The organism is Streptomyces liliifuscus, assembly GCF_016598615.1.
GTDB classification, from domain to species: Bacteria; Actinomycetota; Actinomycetes; order Streptomycetales; family Streptomycetaceae; genus Streptomyces; species Streptomyces liliifuscus.
Genome location: NZ_CP066831.1, coordinates 786,835 through 810,529, shown reverse-complemented (window position 1 = coordinate 810,529; position 23,695 = coordinate 786,835). Strand labels below are relative to the sequence as shown.

Here is a 23,695-nt window from a genome sequence, read left to right as displayed (position 1 = left end):
GCGTCCTTGGACGCTTGTACAAGACGCTTGACTTGTACGACTGACCGTCTCATTCTGAGTGAAGAGAAGTCAACGTTCCGGTGGGGAGTTTCCGTGGCTCAGAATCAGGTGCTCATGACAGGCGGCCCTCCGACGGGCGCATGTATCGCGGTGGACAACCCCGCCACCGGAGCGGTGGTCGGCGAGGTGTCCGACACGTCCGCGGAAGAGGTGGCGCAGGCAGTGGAGCGCGCCCGGCGGGCGCAGAAGGGCTGGGCCGAGCTGGACACCCGTGCCCGCGCCGAGTTCTTCGCGCGGGGGCGCCGCTGGCTCCTGGCCCACCGGCAGGAGATCGCCGACCTCATCGTGGAGGAGAACGGCAAGGCGGAGGAGGACGCGGTCGTCGAGATCGTCTACTGCGCGAGCGCCTTCGCCTACTGGGCGAGGCAGGCCCGGGGCCTGCTCGCCAGCACGAAAATCCGCTCCCTCTCGCCGTTCGTCCTCGGCCGCGGCATGTACACACGCCGGGTGCCGCGAGGCGTCGTCGGAGTCATCGGCCCGTGGAACAACCCGCTGCTCAACTCCTTCGGCGATGCCATCCCCGCCCTCGCCGCGGGCAACACGGTCGTCCTGAAGCCCTCCGAACAGACGCCGCTGACCGCGCTGTTGATGGAGCGCATGGCCCGTGAGTGCGGCTGGCCCGAGGACGTCTTCCAGGTCGTGACCGGCGCGGGGGCCACCGGCAGCGCGGTCGTGGACACCGTGGACTTCGTGATGTTCACCGGCTCGACCAGGACCGGTCGCCTGGTCGCGGCCCGGGCGGGCGAGCGTCTGATCCCCTGCTCACTGGAGCTCGGCGGCAAGGACGCGCTGGTCGTTCTGGCCGACGCCTCCCTGGAGCGGGCCGTCAGTGTCACGATCCAGGGGGCCCTGTCCAACGGAGGTCAGATGTGCACCTCGGTGGAGCGGGTCTATGTCGAGGAGCCGGTGTACGACGCGTACATCGCCCTGCTGCGTGAACGGTTCCAGCAGGTCACCTCGGGCCGGCCGGCCGGGCTCGGCAGTGTCGACATAGGAGCCGTCACCTTCCTTCCCCAACTGGCGGTCATCAAGGACCATGTCGGCGACGCCGTGAGCAAGGGCGCCCGCGTACTCGTCGGAGGGCAGGCCTCCGAAGGACCCGGCCGGTTCTTCGCACCCACGCTGCTCGTCGACGTCGACCACGGCATGAAGTGCATGCGGGAGGAGACGTTCGGCCCCACGCTGCCCGTGATGAAGGTCGCCGACGCCGAGGAAGCGCTCCGGCTGGTCAACGACAGCAAGTACGGGCTTCAGGCCTCGATCATCGGATCGGACCTGAAGCGCGCCCGCCGCCTCGCCGAACGCTTCGAGGCCGGCTGCGTCACCATCAACGACGCCCAGACCAACTACATGGCCCTCGGTCTGCCGATGGGCGGCTGGAAGGAATCGGGCCTCGGCGTCCGCCACGGGGCCGAGGGATTCCTCAAGTACACGAGGCTCCAGGCCATCAGCACGAACCGGTTCCCGATGCGCCGCGACATGCACATGATCCCGTACGAGCCCTCGGCGTACCGGTTCATCCTCCGCCTGGTGGACGTCATGTACGGGGCCGGCGTGCCCGGGCTGCGCGGCCGTGCCAAGTAGCGGTTCGCGTCCCGCTGTTCACCACCTGCCAGACCTTCGAGAGGCCAGACCATGACCACGACACCCGAGACGCCCACGCACGACTCCGTCGCCACCCTGCCCGAAGGCGTCTTCCTGCCGCTGCCCCAGGAGAATCTGAGTTTCGAGCAGGAGCGCGAGGTGCGGAAGCAGGAACTCGCCGCCGCCTTCCGGCTGTTCGCCCGCTTCGGTTTCTCCGAGGGCGTGGCCGGACACATCACGGCCCGTGACCCCGAGAACCCGTCGGCGTTCTGGGTCAACCCGTTCGGCATGTCGTTCAGCCAGATCAGCGTCTCCGACCTGATCCTCGTCGACCACGACGGCACGCTCCTGGAAGGCAGGCGGCCGGTCAACAACGCCGCGTTCTGCATCCACTCCGAGGTGCACCGGGCCAGGCCGGACGTGGTCGCGGCGGCGCACACCCACTCCGTGCACGGCAAGGCCTTCTCCAGCCTCGGCGTCCCGCTGCAACCGATCACCCAGGACGCATGTGCCTTCTACGAGGACCACGGGATCTACTCCGACTACCGGGGCGTGGTGAACGACACCGAGGAGGGCCGGCGCATCGGCGCGGCCCTGGGTGACGGCAAGGCTGTCGTCCTGCGGAACCACGGGCTGCTCACGGTCGGGTCGTCCGTCGCCGAGGCGGCCTGGTACTTCATCACGATGGAGCGTTCCTGCCAGGCCCAGTTGCTGGCCATGGCCGCCGGAGAGCCGCATCTCATCGACGCCGAGACCGCACGGATGGTCCGTGACCAGATCTCCGGTGCGCTGCCGGGCTGGTTCCAGTTCCGTCCGCTGTGGGATCAGATCACGGCGGAGGAGCCTGATCTGTTCCAGTAGGCGACCCATTCGAGTAGACGACGCAGACGTAAGCGGCGCGGCGCCGCTCCGAGTTCGGCGGAGCGGCGGCGGCCGCTTTCGCGACCAGTGGCGACTACGACGCCGGGCTCGGCTCCGCTGTCGCCGGGTTCGGCTCGTCTGCCGGCCGGGGCCGCTCGCGGGCCAGCGTCAAGAGGTGGTCGCCCGTCAGGCGCAGGACCTCGCGACTGTGCTCGCTGTCGCGGTCGACCAGCCAGTTCAGGGTGACGCCGTCGAGCACCGCGTTGAGGTAGCGGGCCAGCACCGGAACGGGCACGGCCCACTCGATGTCCGCGGCCTTGGCGGCCTCCTCCAGGAGTTCCTGGTGGACTTCCCGGTAGTGCTGGTACTGACGTCGGGCCAGATCCTCGAACCCGGCCTGGCGCAGGGCGTAGTGCGTCAGTTCATAGCTGACCTGGTGTTCTCCCGGACTGAGTTCGACAGTGCCCCAGAAGGCGCTGAGGCTCTTGGTGATGCGCGATCCGAGGTCGCCCTCCGCTTCGAATGTCTTCCGCGCGGCGGCCACCGTGCGGTCGGTGAAGCGGGTGAGGACTTCCTGAAGCAGTTCTTCGCGCGATTTGAAGCAGTAGTGGAAGACGCCCAGCGGCATGTCGGCCTCATTGACGATCGCGCGCGTGGTCGCCTTTGTGACTCCGTCGCGGATCATCACCCGAAACCCCGCCGCGATCAGCTCTTCGCGCCGGTCCTTCGCTGCCATACGAGACATCTGGCTCGCTTCCTGCTTCGTGAACGGAATGCGTGTCCCACCCAGGGTATCGCAGCGTCTTGGACGACCGACCAACATCTGACGCTAACGGCAACGGCAACGGCAGGCGGCAGACGCGCAGTGCTAGGTCAGGACCAGCCAGCGCCGGCCGTCGATGAGCTCGCGTGCCGCATCGAGATGGCCGGCGTGGCATGCGGTCTCAGTGATGACGTGCAACAGGACGTCGCGCAGGTTGTGCAGATGCGGTTCGCCGAACAGTTCGTGAGGCCACCACGCCAGGACGCCGTCAGCGGGAGTGGTGGTGATGACGGCGTCGGAGAGCTCTGTCTCCCGCCGGTATCCGTCGAGCACGTCGGCGGCCCGCGCCTCCGGAGCCACGTTCCAAGCTTCGGCACCGCTCGTCAAGCCGCGGATGATCTCCTCCTCCCCGGCGACAACTGCACGGAACCAGAAACGCTCAACGTCCAGGGCGAGGTGCTGGACCAGCCCGAGGCAGTGCCATCCGGACGGCAGCACCGGCCTTCGCAGATCCTCCGCGTCGAGCCCGTCAAGGATGCCGAGAACGTGGCGGCGCTGCCCGGCCAAGACCCGAAGAAGCGCCCTGACCTCGCTGTCCGGAGTTGTTTCGCTCGTTTTTTCGGTCACGGTGACTCAGGATTCCCCAACTCCTGCGGTCGTGCCGGGAATTCTCCGATACGCGGGACACGCAATCAGTCACGGATCACGGAACCGTACTGGAGTGCTGAGCCCAGGAGGGTTCGCAACGCGATCTCCGGCACCATCGTGCGAACCTGCCACCCCCGACCCGACGCTTGCCTAGCCTATCGAAATTCGATAGATTCTCATCGTCATTCGATGGGAGGATGGGTCGTGGGAAAGCTGACAGTGTGTGCGCTGCGCGCCGTACTCGGCATGGTGCTCGCCGGCACCGTGTTCGTGCAGGCAGGGATGATGTGGGCGTTGGTCGGCGGGAACGATCCGGAGGACGGGTCGCTCCCGCTGACCCCGCTGCGCGTGATCACGATCCTGGGCATGGTGTCGGTTCAGGTCGCCCTGGTCTGCGTATGGCGGCTGGTGACGATGGTGCGGCGCGGAACCGTGTTCTCCCATGCCGCCTTCCGGTACGTGGACGGCGTGATCGGCGCGATCGTGGCGGCCGCCCTCGTATGGTTCACGGTCACGGCCATCAACGCACCGGGCCAGCGGGACGACCCGGGCGTCACCGTCATCATGGGCGGGATCGGCCTGGGCATCCTGGGGGTCGCGCTCATCGTGCTCGTACTGCGGATGCTGCTCGCCCAGGCCGTCGCACGCGACGTCGAAGCGACGCAGCTGCAGGCCGAGCTGGCAGAGGTGATCTGATGCCGATCGCCGTCGACATCGACGTGATGCTGGCCCGGCGGAAGATGTCCGTGGGCGAGCTCGCGGACCGCGTGGGGATCACGCCCGCCAACCTGGCGGTACTCAAGAACGGCCGCGCCAAAGCGGTGCGCTTCACGACTCTCGCAGCGCTCTGCGAGGTGCTCAAGTGCCAGCCGGGCGACCTGCTGCGCTGGGAAGCCGAGGACGCCGCAAGCGGGTGAGGTGCCCTTCAGGATCATGAAGTTGGGGGCGTGCCCGGTTCGGACCGTTCACTGCGCGGGGCGGAACGATGTCAAGAAGGTGCTGAGGGCCTGCTGGTTGGCGGGGGTGTTCCAGTCGTCGGCCGGGGTCGTCCACCTGATGGAGTAGCCGAGGTCGGTGTCGACCAGGAGGGCGCGGGCCAGGGTGCGCGTGCGGTCGGGGTCGCCGTCGGCGAACCATTCCAGGTCGGCTTCCCGGCCACCGGAACCGTCCACGCGCCGGATGTCGCCGATGCGGTCGAAGCCGGGGGTGAGCCGCCGCAACTGGGGCTCGGCGTCGCGCCAGACGGTGACGGCGTCGGACGAGGGCACCCTGCCGAAGGTGATCCTCAGCGCGCGGGGGTCACCCGAGGCGCCGAACGTGACGCTGAAGGCGTTGTCAGGCCGCCCGGTGTCCTTGATGCGTCGCCAGTCCGCGGGCAGTTGGACCGAGAATCCTTCCGGCGCGTCGTAGCGCTTGGTGGCGGGCGGTGCCGTCTTCCCGGCGGAAGCGGTGGGGGAGGGGGAGGGGGCGGCGGGCGCGCCCGGGTCCGACGCGCTTGCCGAGGCGCCGCCGGTCGGGTCCGCGGACGGGACGGCGGGGGTGGAGGCCGCGGGAGGCGGCGCGGCAGCGGAACCGGATGCGGTGGGTACGGGGCCGGAGGCGTCGGGTGCGTCCGAGGCCGGTCTGCTGTTCACGGCGAGCACGACCGGGATGGCCACGACGGCCAGCGCGGAACCGACAATGGCCAGGACGATGGGCCGCTTCCTGCGCCAGGCCCGCTCCGCTCCCGGCGAAGTCCCGTACGCTCCGCGCAGCCTGAACATGTGCGACTGTTCGGCCGAGTCCTCGCTGACCATACGGCTCAGCGCCTTGCGCAGGACCGGTTCGGTGAGCCGTTCGTTCGGGTTCTCGCGAAGCAGCCCGTGAATGGTCTGGCGCAGCCGGCCGGTATGGACGTCACCCCCCGAGGATCTCTCCTCTCCTGCTTGGGTTCCCTCTCCCGTGTACACCTGCGCGAAAGTCGAAGTGCCTTCGCCGTGCCCCGGGTCCGGAGCGGGCGGCCGGCCCTCGATCATGGTGTGCAGCAGCGCTCCCAGGGCCCACAGATCGGTCGAGGGATCGATCGCCTCACCGCGGATCTGTTCCGGAGACGCGTACGAGGGTGCGGTCGCCCTCAAGGACCGGGTCGCCCCGGTCAGTCCGAATCCCGTGACCACGACCCCGCCGTCCGCCTTGACGAAGACCTGGTCGGGGCCGAGGTCGCCGTGTGTGACGCCCAGGCGGTGCGCGGCGGCGAGTACATCGAGGATCTGCAGACCGATACGGACCGCCCGGGGCTGGTTGAACGGCCCACGCCGGTTGAGGAGTTCACTCAGCGACCGGCCTTCGATCGGCTCCATGACGGTCCACAGCCGGCCGTCCTGCTCGGTGACGTCGAGGACGGTGGCCACCTGGCCGGGCGCGGCGGCCTCCAGGTCCGCGGTCTCCCGCAGCACCCGGGCCGTGGTCTGCCGGGACGTCTCCTCGCGGAGAACCGCGGGCAGCCGTGCTTCCGCCAGGAAAACCAGTCGGCCGGACGCCATGTCCTGGCCGTGCCAGCCGACCCGGAACTCCTCTCGGTGCACGATCTGGAGCGGTCGATACCTCCCGGCGATCAACTCATTTGTGGAGGTCTGCGCTTCTGCCATGCTGATCCTTCACTGAGCCCGTGGTTTGCACCTTGGTCATGAGTACGAAGGCAATGCCGGTGAGTGTTCAATCAGGCGTGATTGCGCTTTCCGGCGGTGCGGCGCGTCGACGCTCCGAGGCAGGCCCGTTCTCGGCCAACTCGCCTCAGGCGAAAAGGATTTGGCGCAGGACGCGGCTCAGGTGAACGCGTAGTTCGTCAGTCGACATCTCGGCGAGCCTGCCCACCTTGACGATGTATCGGGTGAACGTCACGCCGATCAGCTGCGCGGCGAGCATCCCGATTCGTACGTCCATGTCGTCGCCGGTGAGCGCCTCGCGGTAGGTCGACTCGCTGTGGGCCTGCATGGCCGTGTAGAGATTCGCAGCCGCGGCCTCGTTGGTGGCGGCACTGCGCAGGAGCGCGACGAAGGGGTCGCCGGAAGGGTTGCTCTCCATCCGCTCGACGAAGCCGGCGGCGATCCGCTCGGGCAGCGTTTCGTGGTCGCCGGCGACGATGTCGGTCAGGTCGCGCGTCCCGGGTACCGCCGCCAGGAAAAGCCGCTCCTTCGAGGTGAAGTGCAGCATGACCAGGCCGTGCGTGACACCGGCCCGGCGGGCGATGTCACGAATCGTCGCCCGCGCGTAGCCCCGTTCCGTGAAAGCCGCCCGGGCCGCCTCCAGGATGGCTGCGCGGCTCGCCTCCGGATCGCGTCGGCGACCGGTGGCCGACGCCCGCGACGGAGCCCTGTCGGGGCGTGAGGTTTCTGGCACCCCCTAACTGTACGCGCGTACAGAACGGCCTTGCGGCGGCCGTTCGATGCGTTACTGTCCAAGTGGTCATTAGTGGAGCCGGGGGCTGTGCCGACAGGCGCACGTCCCTCTCAAGCCTGTCCGGAACGTGAAGGGGACTTCTGTATGAGTACGTCCATCGTCATCGGCGGCAGCGGCGGACTCGGCCGCGTCATCGCCCAGCGATTCGCCGACCGTGGTGATTCCGTCGTCGTGACCAGCCGGGACAAGGCACGCGCCGAAGCGGCGGCGGAGGGGATAGGAGGCGGGGCCCGGGGCATGGCCCTCGACTTGTCCCAGCCAGACACGATCGCGCAGGCCCTCGGTGGCATCACCGAAGTCGACCAACTGGTCATCACGGCGATGGATCCCGTGCCGAACTCCCTGGCCGACTTCGATCTCACCGACGCCGTTCGCGTCGTGACCATCAAACTGGTCGGGTACGCCGAAACGGTCCGCGTATTGCGCGACCGCTTGAACCCCGCCGCCTCAGTCGTCCTCTTCGGCGGGCTGGCGAGGGAACGCCCTTACCCCGGCTCGACGATGGTGACCACGTTCAACGCCGGCCTGACCGGCCTGGTCAAGACCCTCGCCGCCGAGATCGCCCCGCACCGGGTCAACGCCCTGCACCCCGGCGTGATCGGAGACAGTCCCAAATGGCGTGACGTCACCGACCATCCGCACCTCCGCCGCACACCCACCGGGCGACTTGTCACCATGGCCGAGATCGCCGACGCCACCGACTTCCTGCTGCGCAACGCAGGCATGAACGCTCACGATCTGAACGTCGACGGCGGCATGCTGATCACCTGACAGAAAGCGGCTCATCGCACGGCGGCGTCAGTGCGCGGCGCCGCCGAATCCGAACTCGTTGCCGTCCGGGTCGTGGTAGGTGATCTTGCGCATGCCTTCCGCGTAGGTCTCGCGGGTCGTGGGCTGCAGACCCCGGTCGGCGATCCGCGCGACACGGGTGTCGAGGTCGTCGACGAGGATGGTGTGCACGGCGTTACCGGCCTGACCGGGCCGTTGCACGATGTATACGTACCGGTGTTCCGCCAGTTCCCATACGGCTTCCGTGTCGTGCGGGAAGAACGTCGGCGGGGTGCCGAGGAGTCGCTCGTACCAAGGCAGTGCCGCTGCGAAGTCGTTGACGGGGATGCCGGCGAAGAGGTCGAGGGGCATGCGGTCATGGTAGGTGCGTTGTCGGGTGCGGGTCCGGTGGGGGCTGGTCGCGCAGTTCCCCGCGCCCCTAAAAGCGGGGCTGCGCCCCGGCTTTTGTCCTTGAGGGGGCGGTAGCCCCTGCTTCTAAGGGGCGCGGGGAACTGCGCGATCAGCCCCACTCACCCGCAGGCTGCAAGCCAACCCCCCGGTGGGTTACGTGTCGATGGGGGTGTCGGGGCTTGGGACCAGGTCCCGGTCCTGGGGCGTGTCGGCGGCCGGGATGGTGGGCTGTCGGTGGCGGGTGGTGAGGCGGGTGGCCACCGGTTCGGTGTAGCGGGCGGTGAGGGGGCCGATGATGACGAGGATGAGGACGTAGGCGGTGGCGAGGGGGCCGAGTCGGGGTTCGATGCCGGAGGTGACGGCGAGTCCGGCGATGACGATGGAGAACTCGCCGCGGGCGACCAGCGTGCCGCCGGCCCGCCAGCGGCCCTTGGCGGAGATCCCGGCCCGCTTCGCGGCCCAGTACCCGGTGGCGATCTTCGTGCCGGCGGTGACGAGGGCCAGTGCGAGGGCGGGCAGCAGCACCGGCGGGATGCTGGCGGGGTCGGTGTGCAGGCCGAAGAAGACGAAGAACACCGCGGCGAACAGGTCCCGCAGCGGGGACAGCAGCCCGTGCGCGCCCTCGGCGACCTCCCCGGACAGCGCGATGCCCACCAGGAACGCGCCGACCGCCGCGGAGACCTGCAGCTGCTGCGCGACGCCCGCGACCAGCAGGGTCAGGCCGAGCACGACCAGCAGCAGTTTCTCGGGGTCGTCGCTGGAGACGAAGCGGGACAGGTGACGTCCATAACGCACCGCGACCACCAGCACCAGGCCGGCCACGCCGAGCGCGATGGCCAGGGTGGCGCTGCCCGCGGCGAGGCCGGCGCCGGCCAGCAGGGCGGTGATGATGGGCAGGTAGACGGCCATGGAGAGGTCTTCCAGGACCAGGATGCTCAGGATCACCGGGGTCTCGCGGTTGCCGAGCCGGCCCAGGTCGCCCAGGACCTTGGCGATGACACCGGAGGAGGAGATCCAGGTGACCCCGGCCAGAACGACGGCGGCGACCGGGCCCCAGCCCAGCAGCAGCGCCATCGCCGCGCCGGGCAGGGCGTTCAGGGCGGCGTCGACCAGGCCGGCGGGGTACTGGGTCTTGAGGTTGGAGACCAGGTCGGTGGCGGTGTATTCGAGGCCGAGCATGAGCAGCAGCAGGATGACGCCGATCTCGGCGCCGATCGCGACGAATTCCTCGCTGGTGCCCAGTGGCAGCAGCCCGCCCTCGCCGAACGCGAGCCCGGCCAGCAGATAGAGGGGTATGGGGGAGAACTGGAACCGCCCGGCGAACCGGCCGAGCAGCCCAAGACCCAGGATGATCGCACCGAACTCGATCAGGAAAATGGCGGAGGAATGCACCGGGTCACTCCCGCCCGAGTATCGCGGCGGCCGCCTCCACACCCTCACGGGTGCCGATCACGATCAGAATGTCACCGCCCGCCAGCCGGAAGTCCGGAACGGGGGAGGGGATCGCCTGCGCCCGCCGCAGCACGGCCACGATCGACGCTCCGGTCTCGGTGCGCATCCGGGTGTCACCGAGGACACGCCCGTTCCAGTGCGAGACCGAAGAGAGCTCGATCCGCTCGGCCACCAGGCCGAGGTCGGTGGTGGAGAGCAGGTTCGGACTGTGGTGCGCGGGTGCCAGCGCGTCGATCAGCGAGGCGGTCTCCAACTCGGTCAGACGCAGCGACTGGGCGCAGGCGTCGGGGTCGTCGTTCCGGTAGACGTTCACCGTGCGGGCGCCGTCCCGGTGCGCGATCACCGACAGGTGACCTTGCTCCCTCGTGGTGAGGTCGTACTGGACACCGATCCCCGGCAAGGGTGTGGTGCTCATTCGCCCAGCAGGCACAACCCCTCCCCCCTCTTCATCGTTCTTTGCGGCAGCAGTGCGGGCCACGACGGATTCAGCGAGGTGATCCGGCGCGGCGGGGACTCATGGTGCCACCTGCGAACAGCCCGGGGATATGGGTGTCAGCCCGGATGGACACGGCGCCCCCACAGGGGTCAGGGTGAGGCGGGGGCAGTAGATCCCATCGCAGGCCAGAGCCCTCAACAGGGCCGTTGGGCCTCGGCAGGCGACAGTGGAGGTGAGTAGTCACCGGGAAAGGAGCACAAGGCCATGTCGTTGTACTGGCGGATCTTCGTCCTCAATGCGGGCGTGCTCGTCGTCGCCGTCCTGCTGCTCCTGGGCCCGGTCACCGTTTCCACCCCGGTGCTGTTCGGCGAGGCCGTAGTCCTGCTCGCCGGGCTGATCGTGATGGTGATCGCGAACGCCGTACTGCTGAGGGTCGCACTGGCTCCGCTGGCTCGCCTGAACCGGACCATGGCCACTGTCGACCTCCTCAAGCCCGGCAGCCGCACGACCGTCACCGGACCCGGCGAGATCGCCGAACTCACCACGAGCTTCAACGCCATGCTCGCCCGGCTGGAGGCCGAACGCGCCACCAGCTCCGGCAGGGCCCTGTCAGCACAGGAAGCCGAGCGCCAGCGGCTCGCCAGGGAACTCCACGACGAGGTCGGACAGACCCTCACCGCAGTCCTGCTCCAGCTCAAACACGCAGCCGACCACGCACCTCGGCCCGTACGCGATGATCTGCGGCAGGCGCAGGAGACCACCCGTGCCGGACTGGACGAGATCCGCCGTATCGCCCGCCGCCTGCGCCCCGGAGTCCTGGAGGAACTCGGCCTGCACAGCGCCCTGCGCGCCCTGACGGCCGAGTTCACCACCTCCCGCCTGAGCGCGACCGCGCACATCACTCCCGGGCTGCCCCGCCTCGACCCGGCCACCGAACTCGTCCTCTACCGCGTCGCCCAGGAAGGGCTCACCAACACCGCCCGCCACACCCACGCCACCCGGGTCGAGGTCCATCTGCGCGCCCTGCCCAACGCCCGGGTGGGACTGCTGGTCCGTGACAACGGGCCGGGCATCGGGGCCGCACCCGAAGGAGCCGGCATCAGCGGTATGCGCGAACGCGCCCTCCTCATCGGCGCCGAGTTCCAGATCGGCCAAGGTCCCCAGGACGGCACCGAGATACGCCTGAACGTCACCGGCCACGCAGCCGACGACCGCACCCAGGAGACAGCGCGATGACCGCACCGGCCCGCATCCTGCTCGCCGACGACCACGCCCTCGTCCGCCACGGCGTCCGCCTCATCCTCGACGCCGAGCCGGACCTGACCGTCGTGGCCGAGGCCTCCGACGGCGCCGAAGCCATCGCCCAGGCCCGCGGCAACGACATCGACCTGGCCATACTCGACATCGCCATGCCCCGCCGGACCGGCCTGCAGGCCGCCCGCGAACTGGCCCGCCTACGTCCCGGCCTGCGCACCCTGATGCTGACGATGTACGACAACGAGCAGTACTTCTTCGAGGCCCTCAGATCCGGCGCCTCGGGCTACGTACTCAAATCCGTCGCCGACCGCGACCTCGTCGAAGCCTGCCGCGCCGCCCTGCGCGACGAGCCCTTCATCTACCCCGGCGCCGAGACCACCCTCATCCGCACCTACCTCGACCGTGCCCGCACCGGCGAACAACTGCCCGCCCGCCCCATCACCGAACGCGAAGAGGAGATCCTCAAACTCGTCGCCGAGGGCCACACATCCAAAGAGATCGCCCTCCTCCTCGTCATCAGCGCCAAAACCGTCGAACGCCACCGCACCAACCTCCTCCAGAAGCTGGGCCTGCGCGACCGACTGGAACTCACCCGCTACGCCATCCGCGTCGGCCTCATCGAGCCCTGAAGGCAAGTTGCAGCCGGGCCCATCAGGGTTGGTGGGTGACGGTGACTTGGACGGTCAGGGTGCCTTTGTTGTCGTGGACGCATCGGTCGGCGATGTCGTTGATGGCCAGTTGCAGGGTGCCTTCGTCGGCTGCTTTGAAGGTCAGTTTCCGTCCGGCGGAGTGGAGGGGAGGATTCTGTTGGCCGGTGAGGCGGGCCAGGAGGGTGCCGAACGGTGCCGCGGGTTTGATCTTGCAGTCCTTGGCGCCGGCGAGTGACTGGTCGATGGCGGTGGTGTAGCCGGCCGGGCCGGTCATGGGGATGTTGACGTGGTCGACGGTCCATTGGCCCGAGAGGAAGCGGACGGTGACCTTGTCGCCTTGTTGGATGGTCATCCCTCGCACTGGCTGCCAGCCGGTGGTGGATTTCACGGCCTGCCGGGTGGTCGTGGTGACCGGGTCCTTCGTCAGCGGCAGGACTCCGGTGAGGAACAGGCTCCCGGCAACGCCCGCCGCCAGTGCGGCCGTTGCGGCCAGGGTCCAGCCCAGCCGCTTCGCGCCGCGGGAGCTGGAGGAGGGCTGGGGCGTGGGCCTGAGCGAGGTGGTGTGCGTGGCTGTCTGCCCGCTCTGCCCGCTCTGCCCGCTGTGTCCGGCGGGGGCCGGGTGCTGGCGGCCGCGGGTGAGGGTGTCCGCGTCGGCCAGCTGGGGTCCGGGCGCAGGCGTGGGCGCGGGCGTGGGTGTGGGCGTGGGTGTGGGCCGGGTCGTGTGTCCGGTGGGTGAGGGCAGCAGTGGTTCGGGGTCCGTGTGGCCGGTCGCGATGTGGTGCAGTGCCTGGCGGGTGTGGGTGGTGGTGGGGCGTTCGTGGGGGGACTTGCGCAGCAGGGCTTCGATGACCGGGCGCAGGGGGCCGAGCCGTTCGCTGAGGGTGGGTTCGGCGTAGGCGACGGCGTGCAGGGTGGCGGGGCGGGCGGGTCTGCGGAAGGGGGACTGGCCGCCGCAGACGGTGGCCAGGGTGGCGCCGAGGGACCAGAGGTCGGAGGCGGGGCCGACCTCGGCTCCCATCACCCGCTCGGGGGCCATGAATTCCAGGGAGCCGATCAGTTCGCCGGTGGTGGTCAGGAACTCGCCGTCGTCCAGGACCGCGATGCCGAAGTCGGTCAGGACGGCGTTGCCGTCGCGGCGCAGCAGGACGTTGGCGGGTTTGACGTCGCGGTGCAGGGTGCCGGCGGCGTGCACCGCCACCAGTGCGTCGAGCAACTGTAGTCCCAGCGTGGCGGTGTGCTGCGCGGTGAGCGGTCCGTGTTCGGTGAGGTGCTGGGCCAGGGAGGGGCCCTCGATGAGTTCCATGACGATCCACAGCCGGTCCTGGGATTCGGCCAGGTCGTGGACGCCCACCACGTGCGGGTGCGGTACCCGTGCGACCGCGCGTGCCTCGCGGACCGCACGGCGCAGCCGGATGCGGTGTTCCTCGTCGCCGTGGGTGAGGATGTGGAGTTCCTTGACGGCGACCGGGCGGTCCAGCAGCTGGTCGTGGGCGCGCCAGACGGTGCCCATGCCGCCTTGGCCGAGGATGTCGTGGAGCAGGTACCGGCCGGCGACCAGCCGTCCCGAGCCGCGTCCCGAGCCGCGTCCCGAGCCGTGTTCCGAACGGGTCCCCGCCTGGTGATCGCCATCTCCGGATAACACGCGCTCTCACATTTCCTTCCCGGCGATGTCAATGCCCACCGGTCGTCGTCTGTTCGAAGCGGGCCGAGCGTAGCGGCCGGAGGCCGGTCCGGTGCATGGCGCCAGTCCACGTCGTACGTACTGCTGCTGGGCGGGGGCAGCAACAACAGTGGCCCCTCGAAAACGCCCCGGGGCCACTGCCGTTGCTGCTACCGCACTACTTGGCGGGCTTGTAGAAGGTGTAGGTGGCGGAGTAGTGGACGCTCGTCTGGTCCGTGCCGGTGCAGGCGGTCGTCGGGGCGACGCCGCCGCGGGTGTTGAGGCGCTGGATGTAGGAGACGTCGGCGAAGACCCCGGTGCCGCGTGTGGCGGTGGACTTCAGGAGGAGTTCGGGGATCGTGCCGGCCTTCGGGGAGGTGGCGACGGCGGCGGCGTTGACCGCGCTGCCGTCCACCGTGGACACCCAGACGGGGCCGCGGGAGTGGAGAGCGACCGTGCGGCGGGAGTGGTCCTTCTTGGCCCACAGGGTGGCGGCGGGCTCCAGCAGCTTCCAGGCACCGTCGGTGCAGGTGTACGTCTGGACGCCCTCGGCGGAGAAGACGCCGGTGAGCCGGTTGCCGTCGGGGACCTTCAGCGCGGCGGGAACGTCGACGCCGGTGCGGGGGGTCTGCGAGGCCGCCGCAGGGGCGACCGTCGTGCCTATGAGAGTGGCGGCGGTGACAGTGGCGAGAGCCGTGGTGGTGAGGACAAGCCGCTTGGCTAGCTTCATCAGGTGTGTCTCCAGAGCAATTTCTGAACGTGTTCGTGGGAATGGACGCGGATGCCGTGCGTGTCCCAAGCCAGGACCGGGCAGGTTCCAGACGTCCGGGCCGGTCAGATGATCTTCAGCCCTGATGCCGCACTGTACGCGTGAAGCAGGCCGGTTGTGCGGCCAACTTCTGATCAGTCAGTGGCCAACTCTGCTCACCGGCTCGGACGGTCGTACGGCAGGCTCAGACGCGTATGGATCCCGGCCATGCGCGTATGGCTGCGGGGTGCGAGGCAGTGGTTGCGTAGGTCGTCGTAGCCGTCGCCGGGGCACCACAGAACGTGCAACTTCACGAGTCACCCCGGCTGAACCGCCGTAAGTGGAAAAGGAATTCAGTCGTGATGCACGCCTCCACCGTTCCCGGGGGACAGCTCTCCACTCGCTTTTCCGAGAGCCGCCCGGGGGGATCATGACTGGCATTGCGGACATCGAGCCGTACCCCTTACCGACATCGGCGGAGCTGCCGAAGAACGTGGCCGACTGGACGGTCGACCCGCGGCGCGGCGCGTTGTTGATACATGACATGCAGCGGTACTTCCTGCGTCCCTTTCCCGAGGCCATGACCGGGCAACTCGTCCGGAACACGGCCTCGGTGCTGGACCGGTGCCGGGCGCTGGGGATGCCGGTGGCGTACACGATGCAGCCCGGTGGGATGGACCCGTCGCAGCGCGGTCTGCTCGCCGACTTCTGGGGTCCGGGAATGGAAGCCGCGCCGGCCGACCGTGATGTGCCTGAACCACTGACACCCGGGCCGCTGGACGGGGTGTTCACGAAGTGGCGGTACAGCGCGTTCTTCCGAACCGAGTTACTGGCATGGCTGCGCCGGCACGGTGCCGATCAGCTCGTCATCTGCGGGGTCTACGCCCATGTGGGCGTCCTGGCCAGCGCGGTCGACGCGTTCAGCAACGACGTCCAGCCGTTCGTCGTGGCCGACGCGGTCGCCGACTTCTCGGCACAGGACCATCGATTCGCCCTGGAGTACGCGGCGCGGAAGTGCGCTGTCGTGGTCACCACGGAGGACGTCCTGCCGTGACCGGTACGTCAGCTCTGCTCCACCGGGTGCTGGCAGCGGAGCCGCCCCCGTTCGCGCTGCTGCACCGCCCGGAACGGACCGGACGACACCAACTCGACGTCATCACAGGCGAGTTGTGCACGCCGGACCGGCTCGCCGATGTCCCGTTGGCCGAAGGTGGCGTCGAAGCGGGCACTGAGGACGGCCAGGAACATCAGGTCCTCGCAGTCGTCCCCTACCGGCAGCTCCGCGAACGTGGACTCGCGTGTGTCGACGATGGTGCGCCGCTGATCGCGATGGTGATCACCGAGCAGGCGGTGGTGCCGCTGCACGATCTGCTCCGGCGCATTCCCGAGGTCCCGGTCCGGCTCGTCGACGGACACTTCGACACCGACGACGACACCTACGCCCGTACGGTCGAACGGGTCGTCAGGGACGAGATCGGGCAGGGCGCGGGCTCGAACTTCGTGCTCGGACGACGCTTTGCCGGGCATATCGCCGACTACGACCTCGACATGGCACGCACCATCTTCCGCCGACTGTGCGAACAGGAGTCCGGAGCGTACTGGACCTTCCTCATCCACACCGGCACTCGGACCTTCGTCGGCGCCACACCGGAACGCCATGTCAGCCTGCACGACGGTGACGCGGTGATGAACCCGATCAGCGGCACGTACCGCTACTCCGAGGACGGCCCCACCCTCGCCGGACTGATGTCGTTCCTGGACAGCCACAAGGAGTCCGACGAGCTGCACATGGTGCTCGACGAGGAACTGAAGATGATGGCCCGCGTCTGCGACGGCGACGGCGGTAGTGGTGGTGCCCGGGTCCTGGGGCCGCGGCTCAAGGAGATGGCACGGCTGGCGCACACCGAGTACCTCATCACGGGCCGTTCCCGCCGACATCCGCTGGACATCCTGTCGGAGACGATGTTCGCGCCCACGGTGACCGGCAGCCCGCTGGCCAGCGCGTGCCGGGTGATCACTCGGTACGAGCCGGCCGGGCGCGGTTACTACGGCGGGGTCGCCGCGCTGATCGGCCGCGATGCCACAGGCGGTCACCGTCTCGACTCGGCCATCATGATCCGTACAGCCGATGTCGACCCGACGGGCCGGGTCGGGATCGGTGTCGGGGCCACGCTCGTACGTCACTCGGACCCGGCGGCCGAGGCGGCCGAGACCCGCGCCAAGGCGGCGACCCTGCTCCGAGTCATGTCCGCCGATCCGGGGTCCGCGCCCCGCCGCGGGGTGGGCCGCCATCGCCCGCTCGGCGAGCATCCCTACGTACGGGATGTGCTGCAGCACCGCAGAAGGGGCCTCGCCGGGTTCTGGCTCGACTCCGAACACCCACCGTCGGCGCCCGCATCGTCCTCGCGCCGGGTCCTGGTGGTCGACGCCGAGGACATGTTCACCGCGATGATCGCCGCACAACTCCGTTCACTGGGCCTGGCGGTGACCGTCCGGCGCTGGGACGAGCCGTACTCGTGGGACGCGGACGATCTCGTCGTGCTGGGTCCCGGGCCGGGCGACCCCCGAGACGCCGACGATCCCAGGAACTCGCATCTCCGCAAAGCGATCGAAACGCTGCTGGCCGGGCGGAAGCCGTTCGTCGCCGTGTGCCTGAGCCACCAACTGCTCGGCCTGGAACTCGGTTTGGACGTGCGGCGCGGAGCCGTGCCCCACCAGGGCACGCAACGCGAGATCGAGTTGTTCGGCGAGAGCGAGACGGTGGGCTTCTACAACACGTTCGCCGCGCACAGCGACACGGACAAGTTCGACGTGCCCGGTGTCGGCCCGGTGGAGGTCAGTCGGGACGCGGGCACCGGCGAGGTGCACGCACTGCGAGGACCCGGCTTCGCCTCCCTGCAGTTCCACGCCGAGTCGGTGCTGACCCGCAACGGCCCCGCCCTCTTCGCCGCGCGCATCGACGAGGCGCTGGCCTGACACATGCCCGACCCACGACCGAGGAGACCGGCCATGACCCAACACACGAGGCCCCAGGAGTGGGTCGACGACGACGCGGAACTCCGCCGCACCAACCGGGCCACGGTGGAGCGATACCTGGACATGACGGAAGGACCGGCGAGGCTCCAACGCCATCACCTCTTCACCGAAGACGCGCGAGGCGGCCTCTGGACCACCGACACCGGACAACCGGCCGCTGTCACGGGACGGGAGAACCTGTACCTGATGGCCGCGTGGTCGCTCGAGTGCTTCCCCGACTGGCGCTGGACCAATGTCGAGATCTTCGAGACCCAGGACCCCAACCGGATGTGGGTCGAGTGCGACGGAGAAGGGCAGATCATCTTCCCGCACTATCCGCCGGGCCACTACCGCAACCACTTCATCCACTCGTTCCGCCTCGACAACGGAAAGATCGCGGAGATAAGGGAGTTCATGAATCCCTGTGAGCAGATGCGGGCCCTGGGCATCGAGGTACCGGTCGTCAAGAGGGGCGGGATCCCCACCGACGGGGAGGTGGCATGACCTCGGTGATCGTCGTCGGCTCGGGCGCGGCGGGGCTGGCCGCGGCCCTGTCGGCACGGGAGTCGGGCGCCGAGGTCACTGTTGTCGAGGCGACATCGACGATCGGCGGCACCACCGCCCTGTCCAGCGGGGCGGCCTGGCTGCCCAACAACCACCTGCCGCTCGCCGCCGAGGACACCCCGGAGCGCGCCCGTACCTATCTGAATGCCCTCGGCCGATCCGACGAGCACGCGTACGGGTCCGAGCCCGGGTATGGGTACGAGTCCGCGGAGACAGTCATGTCCGACCGGTTCGTCGACGAGGCACCGCGGGTCGCAGAGTGGCTCGAGATGAGGACACCGCTGCGCTGGGCCACCCTTCCTGTACCGGACTGTCACAGCACGCTGCCGGGCGGGTACGAGGCCGGACGGTCGCTCGAACCAAGGCCGTTCCGTGCCACACCGCAGGTCGCGGCTCTGGTGCGGGCCGCTCTGCCCTGGCGGTCGAGGGCTACCCTCGGCGAACTCCTCACCGGCAAAGCCGCACCCGACCTCATCGAGCAGCGCAGACAGGCCGGCGTACACACCGCGGGCCAGGCACTGGTGGCGGCACTGCTCACGGCCGCCGTCGACGCGGGCGTCACCATCCGTACGCACGCCAGGGCGACGAGGTTCCTCGGCACCGGTGTGGCGGTCGACGGCACACTGCTCGACGGACGGGTCGTACTCGCGACGGGTGGCTTCGAACGCGACGAGGCGCTCGTCCGGCGATTCCTCGGCGGCCCGATCGCCGGTCTCACCGGAGCACCCGGTGCCCGTGGCGACGGGCTGCGTATGGCCATCGCCGCAGGGGCCGCGCTGCACAACACGGCGCAGGCCTGGTGGTGTCCGACGATCCGGATACCCGGCGACGCGATCGAAGGCGAACCTGTGCACCGGATACTCCTCGCCGAGCGGGCGCGCCCCGGTGCCGTGCTGGTCGACTGCGACGGCCACCGGTTCACCAACGAGGCCCGGAGCTACCACGAGGTCGGCCGATCGCTGCACCCAACCGAACCGTCATGGCTGATCGTCGACGCGACCCACCGCCGCCGCTATCCGATCGGTCCGGTCCGCCCCGAGGACTCCGACCCGGACTGGCTGCAACGCGCCTGCACGCTACCGGAGTTGGCGCGACTCATCGACGTCCCGGGCGACGCGCTCGCCAAGACGGTCAGCCGGTTCAACTGGGCGGCGGCCGCCGGCGAGGATCCGGACTTCGACCGAGGAGCGAGCCCCTACGACAGCGTCATGGGCGATCCCGGCGCGGTCCACCCGACATTGGGGCCCCTGTACGCACCACCCTTCTACGCCGTGCCGGTACGGCCCGGACTCGGCGGAACCAGCGGCGGCCCGCGCACCGATCCCGACGGACGTGTGCTGCGCGACGACGGCACGTCAGTACCAGGGCTGTACGCCGCGGGCAACGTCGCCGCCGGCCCGTTCGGGGCCGCCTACCCGGGCACCGGCGCGACGATCGGTCAGGCCCTCGTGTTCGGCGCCCAGGCAGGCAGAGCAGCGGCAGGAGACTGAACCACCATGCACCAGTACGTGATCGTAGACGTGTTCACCACGGTCGCCCTACAGGGCAACCCCCTGGCCGTCTTCCCGGACGCCGTCGGTATCCCCGCCGAGAGGATGCAGCTGATCGCCCGCGAGATGAACCTCTCGGAGACGACGTTCGTCCTCCCCGCCCGGGCCGACGGGGACCGGTACGTCCGCATCTTCACCCCGATCAACGAACTGCCGTTCGCCGGGCACCCGGTACTGGGCACGGCCGCGGTGCTCGGCGTGTCCACGGCGGTCGACCGGCTGCGGCTCGAAACCGCGGGCGGCACCATCCCGATCGACTTCAGCCATCGACGCGAGCGGACCGTCACCGCCGCCATGCGCCAGCCGATCCCGGTCCGGGAGCCGTACGCGCGACAGGGCGACCTCCTCGACGCGCTCGGCCTCGAATCCTCGACCCTGCCGGTGGACGCCTACCGCAACGGGCCCCGGCACGTCTACGTCGGAGTCGAGAGCGAAGCGGCCCTCTCTCGGCTCCGACCCGATCTGCGCGCGCTGGCAGGACACCCGGACATGGCCGCCATTTGCTTCACGCGCTCCGGGGATCCCGAGGAAGCGGGGGACGCCGGGGGTTCTGAGGGTCTCGAGGGCTCGGGGGAACGCTGGCGGATGCGGATGTTCTCCCCGGCCTACGGCGTGAGCGAGGACGCGGGGACGGGCTCGGCCGCCGGCCCACTCGCGGTGCACCTCGCACGGTACGGACTCGTCCCGTTCGGAAAGCGGATCGAGATCGTCCAAGGGGTGGAAATGGGTCGTCCGTCACAGATGTTCGCCAGGGCAGAGGGCAACAGCCGCCGACTGGACACGGTCGAGGTCGAAGGATCAGCGGTCATCACCGCCCGCGGAACCCTCCTGGCCTGAGCCCGGCGAGCCCTCATGGCCCGGTTCAGGCTCCACAGGTCCGGCGGGACTCGAGGTCACGGAAACGGCCGGGTGAAATGCCGTACTCACGGCGGAAAGCGGCGCCGAACGCGAACTCCGTGGAGTAGCCGACCTGACGGGCGATCGTCGCCAGTGGTGCTTTGGTCTCCCGGAGCAGACGTGCCCCGTGGCTCAGGCGTCGGCCGGTCAGGTATGTCATGGGTGGCTTTCCCACCATCGCGGTGAAGCGTTTGGTGAACGCAGTCCGTGACATTCCCACGCTCTTGCCGAGCTGCTGTACCGTCCACGGCTTGTGCAGGCTCGAATGGATCTCGCGCAGCGCGAGGGCGATGGCGGGATCGTCGATCTCCGTCCGCTCCGCGTCGCGATTCTGCTCCAGCCACTGGCGCAGGGCGTGGGTCAGCAGCAGGTCCAGGAGCGCGGGGCGGGTCGCCCCACTGCCCGGTTGCGTGTCGGACACGTCCACCGCCAACAGGTCGGCCAGCAACCGCAGTTGCAAGGCACGGTCATGGCCCGGCGAAACCACGAGGAGCTCGGGTAACGCTCTCAAGTACGGGTGTACTTGCCCGTGGTCGAGCCAGTACGCGCCGCAGAGGAACTCGGCGTCGGCCGGATCGGGACTGTGCCGATCCTCGCTCACGACCGCTGCCGCCGTGGGCAGGTCCTTGAGCAGGCCTGGTGCGTGACTGAATCCGAGTTCGGCACCGAACGGGGTGAGGACGACATCGCCCGCCTTGAGTGCACGTGGTCGCCCGGTTGCCGGGATCAGCCAGCCACTGCCCCGCAGAAGGATGTGGAACCCGCTGCCCGCGAAGGCGGGAAATCGCATGCCCCAAGAGCCCGACTCCCTGACCCGGCAGGCCTGGGCCCGCCCGATCCGCACGCTGCCGATGGCCTCGCTCAGTATGTCCGTGCCCGAGTCGGTACTGGCACGAGTTATGGCAGCCACGTGGGTGGAACTCTTCTGGTGGTTCACGAGTTTCTTGTCCTTCGTACGCGGCAGGGTCCGGAACCTCTCGGGTTTGCCCTAACGCCGGAGCCTAGGCCGATCGGCACGCCGGGCACTTGAACCACAGCGGCATCCGAACAGAACATCCGCGCCACGAGCCAGTGTTGTCGAACCTGAGCCGACTCCGCCGATCCCGGCACGTCAACTCAGGGTGTCCGTGCGCACTTTGACAGGATTCCTGCGGCGCCGAACATATCGTGAGAACTCCACCGCGCCGGTTACCGCGAGCGCGAACCCGACGCCGACTGCGATGGAAAGGAGCGTGTTCTCCTGGAAGAAGACGCCGCCGAGGTATCCCGACAGCGCGGTATAGGCGCTCCAGGTGGAGGTGGAAATCGCGACGTACAGCATGAACTTGCGCAGCGGGTACCTCACCACCCCCGCCGTTCCTGTGGCGAGATAGCGTCCGACCGGAATGAATCGCGTGGATACGAGCACAAAACCGCCGCGTGAATCGAGCTCGCGCTCGAACCAGTCGTACGCCTTCCGGCGCTTGGTGCCGACCGGTAGACGCTTCAATGCACGTTCCCCCATCAACCGGCCGATGGAGTAGGGGACGAGGTCGCCGAGAAAGGCGCCGGTCGTCGTGGCGGCGATGACCAGCATGATATTTGTCTGCCCGGTCGCGCCGGCGATGCCCGCGAGGATCACGACGGGTTCACTCGGGATCAACGGGAGGAAAGAGTCGAGCAAGGACACTGCGATGAGGACGGCGTAGAGTACGGGTGACGCCGCCAAAGACTCCGCGAGGCTTAACCAGTCCGGCATTTGCTAGCTGGCTCCTGTCGTATGGACCATGAATTTCAAGGGTAATTCCCTTGTATTTGTAGGCACTTATGGGGTGGCGGGTGCAGTGGTGAGCATCCAGTGGCTGAATGCGGCGTAGCGTTGCGCGAATTCGACTGCGTCGCCGGCATGTTCGACGGCGGCCGAGTGCTCGCGTACCGCCTCGAAGCGGGAGCTGCGGGCGTGTTCGTAGGTGGTGAGGGCCTTCTCCAGGTCGGCCTCGGCTGCCAGGGTGCTGCGCAGGACGCCGACATCTTCGATGCCGAGAGTGCCGCCGGAAGCGATGTGGGGGGACAGTCCGTGCGCGGCGTCGCCGATCAGAGCGACGTGTGCGCTGGTCCAATGGGGCAGTTCCGGGACCAGCGTGACCTGGTTCTCCAGGATGGATTCCTCCGGCGTTCCGGCGATCAGGGACAGGAGTTCGTCGTTCCATCCCGCCTCGGCCAGGTTCTGTGCGCGTTCCAGGGCCCGTTCGCGCTTGCTTCCGGTGAGCGGTCCGGCATCGAACTGGTTGACCATCCACATGGTCCGATCGCGGGCGATCCTCGCGTACCCGCCGCGGGTTCGGCGGTGGCCGACGGTGAGCACGGTGGCCTCTGTGCTCCGGTCACCGGTCGGCACGATCGCGCGCCAGGCGTAGTGGCCGGAGTGCGCTACGGCATCACTCCCCGGAACCAGCTGCTTGCGCACACTTGAATGGACGCCGTCCGAGCCGATCAGCAGATCCGTGCGCAGTGTCTCGCCGTTGGCGAGGTGCACGACGACGTCCGATCCGGTCTCGGTGTATCCGGACACGTGGGCGTCGACGCGTATTCGGTCGCGACCGACGGTGTCGGCCAAGAGGCTGTTCAACTCGGGGCGCGGCACGAGCAGGAACTGGTGATCCCTGTCCGTGTAACCAGGAGCGCGGACCGGTTCGCCGGCAGAGTTGAAGAACCACGTGTTCTGTTGGATACCCATGTCGCGGATTGCCGGGCCGATGCCGAGGCGGTCGAACTCTCGTAACGCGTTGGCCCACAAGCCGATTCCTGCGCCTACGGCGCGAATCCGCGGCGCCTGTTCCAACACGACGACCTCGTGGCCGATGAGTTTGAGGGAGGCCGCGGTTGTGAGTCCTACCAGACCGCCTCCGACGATCACCGTGGAATTCACAGACAATTTCTCTACTCCTTAGCGA

Annotated in this window: 24 protein-coding genes; 12 read left to right on the top strand and 12 right to left on the bottom strand. The window is 68.8% G+C overall.

Annotated features, from left to right (window positions below):
* Positions 1-93 precede the first annotated feature (93 nt).
* Positions 94-1,644, top strand: coding sequence for an aldehyde dehydrogenase family protein (locus JEQ17_RS03485; RefSeq protein WP_234048045.1), 1,551 nt, complete (start codon positions 94-96; stop codon positions 1,642-1,644).
* Between the two features lie 51 nt (positions 1,645-1,695).
* On the top strand, positions 1,696-2,505 hold the full coding sequence (locus tag JEQ17_RS03480; RefSeq protein WP_200393787.1) for a class II aldolase/adducin family protein: 810 nt from the start codon (positions 1,696-1,698) through the stop codon (positions 2,503-2,505).
* Between the two features lie 94 nt (positions 2,506-2,599).
* Here the strand turns inward: JEQ17_RS03480 and JEQ17_RS03475 are convergent, their stop codons facing one another.
* Together JEQ17_RS03475 and JEQ17_RS03470 are read right to left on the bottom strand one after the other, a co-directional pair.
* Positions 2,600-3,250, bottom strand: a complete 651-nt coding sequence (locus JEQ17_RS03475; RefSeq protein ID WP_234048044.1) for a TetR/AcrR family transcriptional regulator — start codon at positions 3,248-3,250, stop codon at positions 2,600-2,602.
* 123 nt (positions 3,251-3,373) lie between these two features.
* The gene (locus JEQ17_RS03470; protein WP_200393786.1) at positions 3,374-3,895 is read right to left on the bottom strand and encodes a DinB family protein; all 522 of its coding nucleotides are present in this window, start codon (positions 3,893-3,895) and stop codon (positions 3,374-3,376) included.
* 225 nt (positions 3,896-4,120) lie between these two features.
* On the opposite strand from JEQ17_RS03470, the gene JEQ17_RS03465 reads away from it, so the two are divergent.
* Complete coding sequence (locus tag JEQ17_RS03465; RefSeq protein ID WP_200393785.1) at positions 4,121-4,612, top strand: DUF2975 domain-containing protein; 492 nt, start codon at positions 4,121-4,123, stop codon at positions 4,610-4,612.
* On the top strand, positions 4,612-4,833 hold the full coding sequence (locus tag JEQ17_RS03460; RefSeq protein ID WP_200393784.1) for a helix-turn-helix domain-containing protein: 222 nt from the start codon (positions 4,612-4,614) through the stop codon (positions 4,831-4,833). The genes JEQ17_RS03465 and JEQ17_RS03460 overlap by 1 nt, the downstream gene beginning before the upstream one ends.
* A gap of 48 nt (positions 4,834-4,881) precedes the next feature.
* On the opposite strand, the gene JEQ17_RS03455 is transcribed toward JEQ17_RS03460, so the two are convergent.
* Positions 4,882-6,543 carry a serine/threonine protein kinase gene (locus JEQ17_RS03455; protein WP_200393783.1) on the bottom strand — a complete coding sequence of 554 codons (1,662 nt, stop codon included), beginning with the start codon at positions 6,541-6,543 and terminating at the stop codon, positions 4,882-4,884.
* 145 nt (positions 6,544-6,688) lie between these two features.
* Positions 6,689-7,294 (bottom strand): TetR/AcrR family transcriptional regulator, encoded by a 606-nt coding sequence (locus JEQ17_RS03450; RefSeq protein ID WP_200393782.1) that lies wholly within the window; start codon positions 7,292-7,294, stop codon positions 6,689-6,691.
* Between the two features lie 144 nt (positions 7,295-7,438).
* Between JEQ17_RS03450 and JEQ17_RS03445 the strand changes: the two genes are divergently transcribed.
* Positions 7,439-8,125: an SDR family oxidoreductase gene (locus JEQ17_RS03445; RefSeq protein ID WP_200393781.1), complete on the top strand. Its 687-nt coding sequence runs from the start codon at positions 7,439-7,441 to the stop codon at positions 8,123-8,125.
* 27 nt (positions 8,126-8,152) lie between these two features.
* Here JEQ17_RS03445 and JEQ17_RS03440 read toward each other — a convergent pair whose 3' ends face one another.
* From JEQ17_RS03440 to JEQ17_RS03430, 3 genes are all read right to left on the bottom strand, one after another.
* Positions 8,153-8,494 carry a VOC family protein gene (locus JEQ17_RS03440; RefSeq protein ID WP_200393780.1) on the bottom strand — a complete coding sequence of 114 codons (342 nt, stop codon included), beginning with the start codon at positions 8,492-8,494 and terminating at the stop codon, positions 8,153-8,155.
* Between the two features lie 192 nt (positions 8,495-8,686).
* Positions 8,687-9,925 carry a cation:proton antiporter gene (locus JEQ17_RS03435; protein WP_200393779.1) on the bottom strand — a complete coding sequence of 413 codons (1,239 nt, stop codon included), beginning with the start codon at positions 9,923-9,925 and terminating at the stop codon, positions 8,687-8,689.
* Between the two features lie 4 nt (positions 9,926-9,929).
* Positions 9,930-10,400: a cation:proton antiporter regulatory subunit gene (locus JEQ17_RS03430; protein WP_200393778.1), complete on the bottom strand. Its 471-nt coding sequence runs from the start codon at positions 10,398-10,400 to the stop codon at positions 9,930-9,932.
* 285 nt (positions 10,401-10,685) lie between these two features.
* Here JEQ17_RS03430 and JEQ17_RS03425 point away from each other — a divergent pair, with 285 nt between their 5' ends.
* Both JEQ17_RS03425 and JEQ17_RS03420 read left to right on the top strand, forming a co-directional pair.
* Positions 10,686-11,657, top strand: coding sequence for a HAMP domain-containing sensor histidine kinase (locus JEQ17_RS03425; protein WP_200393777.1), 972 nt, complete (start codon positions 10,686-10,688; stop codon positions 11,655-11,657).
* On the top strand, positions 11,654-12,307 hold the full coding sequence (locus JEQ17_RS03420; RefSeq protein WP_200393776.1) for a response regulator: 654 nt from the start codon (positions 11,654-11,656) through the stop codon (positions 12,305-12,307). Before JEQ17_RS03425 ends, JEQ17_RS03420 begins: the two co-directional genes overlap by 4 nt.
* A gap of 22 nt (positions 12,308-12,329) precedes the next feature.
* Here JEQ17_RS03420 and JEQ17_RS03415 read toward each other — a convergent pair whose 3' ends face one another.
* On the bottom strand, positions 12,330-13,970 hold the full coding sequence (locus JEQ17_RS03415; RefSeq protein WP_200393775.1) for a serine/threonine-protein kinase: 1,641 nt from the start codon (positions 13,968-13,970) through the stop codon (positions 12,330-12,332).
* Positions 13,971-14,166: 196 nt separating this feature from the next.
* A complete protein-coding gene (locus JEQ17_RS03410) occupies positions 14,167-14,718 on the bottom strand; it encodes a DUF3455 domain-containing protein (protein ID WP_200393774.1) in 552 nt (183 codons plus the stop codon).
* Positions 14,719-15,166: 448 nt separating this feature from the next.
* On the opposite strand from JEQ17_RS03410, the gene JEQ17_RS03405 reads away from it, so the two are divergent.
* The 5 genes from JEQ17_RS03405 to JEQ17_RS03385 are packed head-to-tail and all read left to right on the top strand — an operon-like array spanning position 15,167 to position 20,702.
* Positions 15,167-15,790 carry an isochorismatase family protein gene (locus JEQ17_RS03405; protein WP_200393773.1) on the top strand — a complete coding sequence of 208 codons (624 nt, stop codon included), beginning with the start codon at positions 15,167-15,169 and terminating at the stop codon, positions 15,788-15,790.
* Positions 15,787-17,712 carry an anthranilate synthase family protein gene (locus tag JEQ17_RS03400; protein ID WP_200393772.1) on the top strand — a complete coding sequence of 642 codons (1,926 nt, stop codon included), beginning with the start codon at positions 15,787-15,789 and terminating at the stop codon, positions 17,710-17,712. The genes JEQ17_RS03405 and JEQ17_RS03400 overlap by 4 nt, the downstream gene beginning before the upstream one ends.
* Positions 17,713-17,745: 33 nt before the next feature.
* Entirely contained in the window at positions 17,746-18,255 is a 510-nt protein-coding gene (locus JEQ17_RS03395; RefSeq protein WP_200393771.1) for a PhzA/PhzB family protein, read from the top strand.
* The gene (locus JEQ17_RS03390) at positions 18,252-19,805 is read left to right on the top strand and encodes an FAD-dependent oxidoreductase (RefSeq protein ID WP_200393770.1); all 1,554 of its coding nucleotides are present in this window, start codon (positions 18,252-18,254) and stop codon (positions 19,803-19,805) included. The genes JEQ17_RS03395 and JEQ17_RS03390 overlap by 4 nt, the downstream gene beginning before the upstream one ends.
* A 6-nt stretch (positions 19,806-19,811) precedes the next feature.
* Complete coding sequence (locus JEQ17_RS03385) at positions 19,812-20,702, top strand: PhzF family phenazine biosynthesis protein (RefSeq protein WP_200393769.1); 891 nt, start codon at positions 19,812-19,814, stop codon at positions 20,700-20,702.
* A gap of 25 nt (positions 20,703-20,727) precedes the next feature.
* Here the strand turns inward: JEQ17_RS03385 and JEQ17_RS03380 are convergent, their stop codons facing one another.
* From JEQ17_RS03380 to JEQ17_RS03370, 3 genes are all read right to left on the bottom strand, one after another.
* Positions 20,728-21,699, bottom strand: a complete 972-nt coding sequence (locus JEQ17_RS03380) for an AraC family transcriptional regulator (protein WP_234048043.1) — start codon at positions 21,697-21,699, stop codon at positions 20,728-20,730.
* Between the two features lie 174 nt (positions 21,700-21,873).
* On the bottom strand, positions 21,874-22,500 hold the full coding sequence (locus JEQ17_RS03375; protein ID WP_200393768.1) for a DedA family protein: 627 nt from the start codon (positions 22,498-22,500) through the stop codon (positions 21,874-21,876).
* A 66-nt stretch (positions 22,501-22,566) separates the two neighbouring features.
* Entirely contained in the window at positions 22,567-23,670 is a 1,104-nt protein-coding gene (locus tag JEQ17_RS03370; RefSeq protein ID WP_234048678.1) for an FAD-dependent monooxygenase, read from the bottom strand.
* Positions 23,671-23,695 lie beyond the last annotated feature (25 nt).

What these genes read in the sequence shown, in the direction of transcription:
- JEQ17_RS03480 (WP_200393787.1), top strand. Translation starts at nt 1,696, where the DNA reads ATGACCACGACACCCGAGACGCCCACGCACGACTCCGTCGCCACCCTG.
- JEQ17_RS03475 (WP_234048044.1), bottom strand. Translation starts at nt 3,250, where the DNA reads ATGTCTCGTATGGCAGCGAAGGACCGGCGCGAAGAGCTGATCGCGGCG.
- JEQ17_RS03460 (WP_200393784.1), top strand. Translation starts at nt 4,612, where the DNA reads ATGCCGATCGCCGTCGACATCGACGTGATGCTGGCCCGGCGGAAGATG.
- JEQ17_RS03455 (WP_200393783.1), bottom strand. Translation starts at nt 6,543, where the DNA reads ATGGCAGAAGCGCAGACCTCCACAAATGAGTTGATCGCCGGGAGGTAT.
- JEQ17_RS03445 (WP_200393781.1), top strand. Translation starts at nt 7,439, where the DNA reads ATGAGTACGTCCATCGTCATCGGCGGCAGCGGCGGACTCGGCCGCGTC.
- JEQ17_RS03440 (WP_200393780.1), bottom strand. Translation starts at nt 8,494, where the DNA reads ATGCCCCTCGACCTCTTCGCCGGCATCCCCGTCAACGACTTCGCAGCG.
- JEQ17_RS03430 (WP_200393778.1), bottom strand. Translation starts at nt 10,400, where the DNA reads ATGAGCACCACACCCTTGCCGGGGATCGGTGTCCAGTACGACCTCACC.
- JEQ17_RS03425 (WP_200393777.1), top strand. Translation starts at nt 10,686, where the DNA reads ATGTCGTTGTACTGGCGGATCTTCGTCCTCAATGCGGGCGTGCTCGTC.
- JEQ17_RS03420 (WP_200393776.1), top strand. Translation starts at nt 11,654, where the DNA reads ATGACCGCACCGGCCCGCATCCTGCTCGCCGACGACCACGCCCTCGTC.
- JEQ17_RS03410 (WP_200393774.1), bottom strand. Translation starts at nt 14,718, where the DNA reads ATGAAGCTAGCCAAGCGGCTTGTCCTCACCACCACGGCTCTCGCCACT.
- JEQ17_RS03405 (WP_200393773.1), top strand. Translation starts at nt 15,167, where the DNA reads ATGACTGGCATTGCGGACATCGAGCCGTACCCCTTACCGACATCGGCG.
- JEQ17_RS03395 (WP_200393771.1), top strand. Translation starts at nt 17,746, where the DNA reads ATGACCCAACACACGAGGCCCCAGGAGTGGGTCGACGACGACGCGGAA.
- JEQ17_RS03390 (WP_200393770.1), top strand. Translation starts at nt 18,252, where the DNA reads ATGACCTCGGTGATCGTCGTCGGCTCGGGCGCGGCGGGGCTGGCCGCG.
- JEQ17_RS03385 (WP_200393769.1), top strand. Translation starts at nt 19,812, where the DNA reads ATGCACCAGTACGTGATCGTAGACGTGTTCACCACGGTCGCCCTACAG.
- JEQ17_RS03375 (WP_200393768.1), bottom strand. Translation starts at nt 22,500, where the DNA reads ATGCCGGACTGGTTAAGCCTCGCGGAGTCTTTGGCGGCGTCACCCGTA.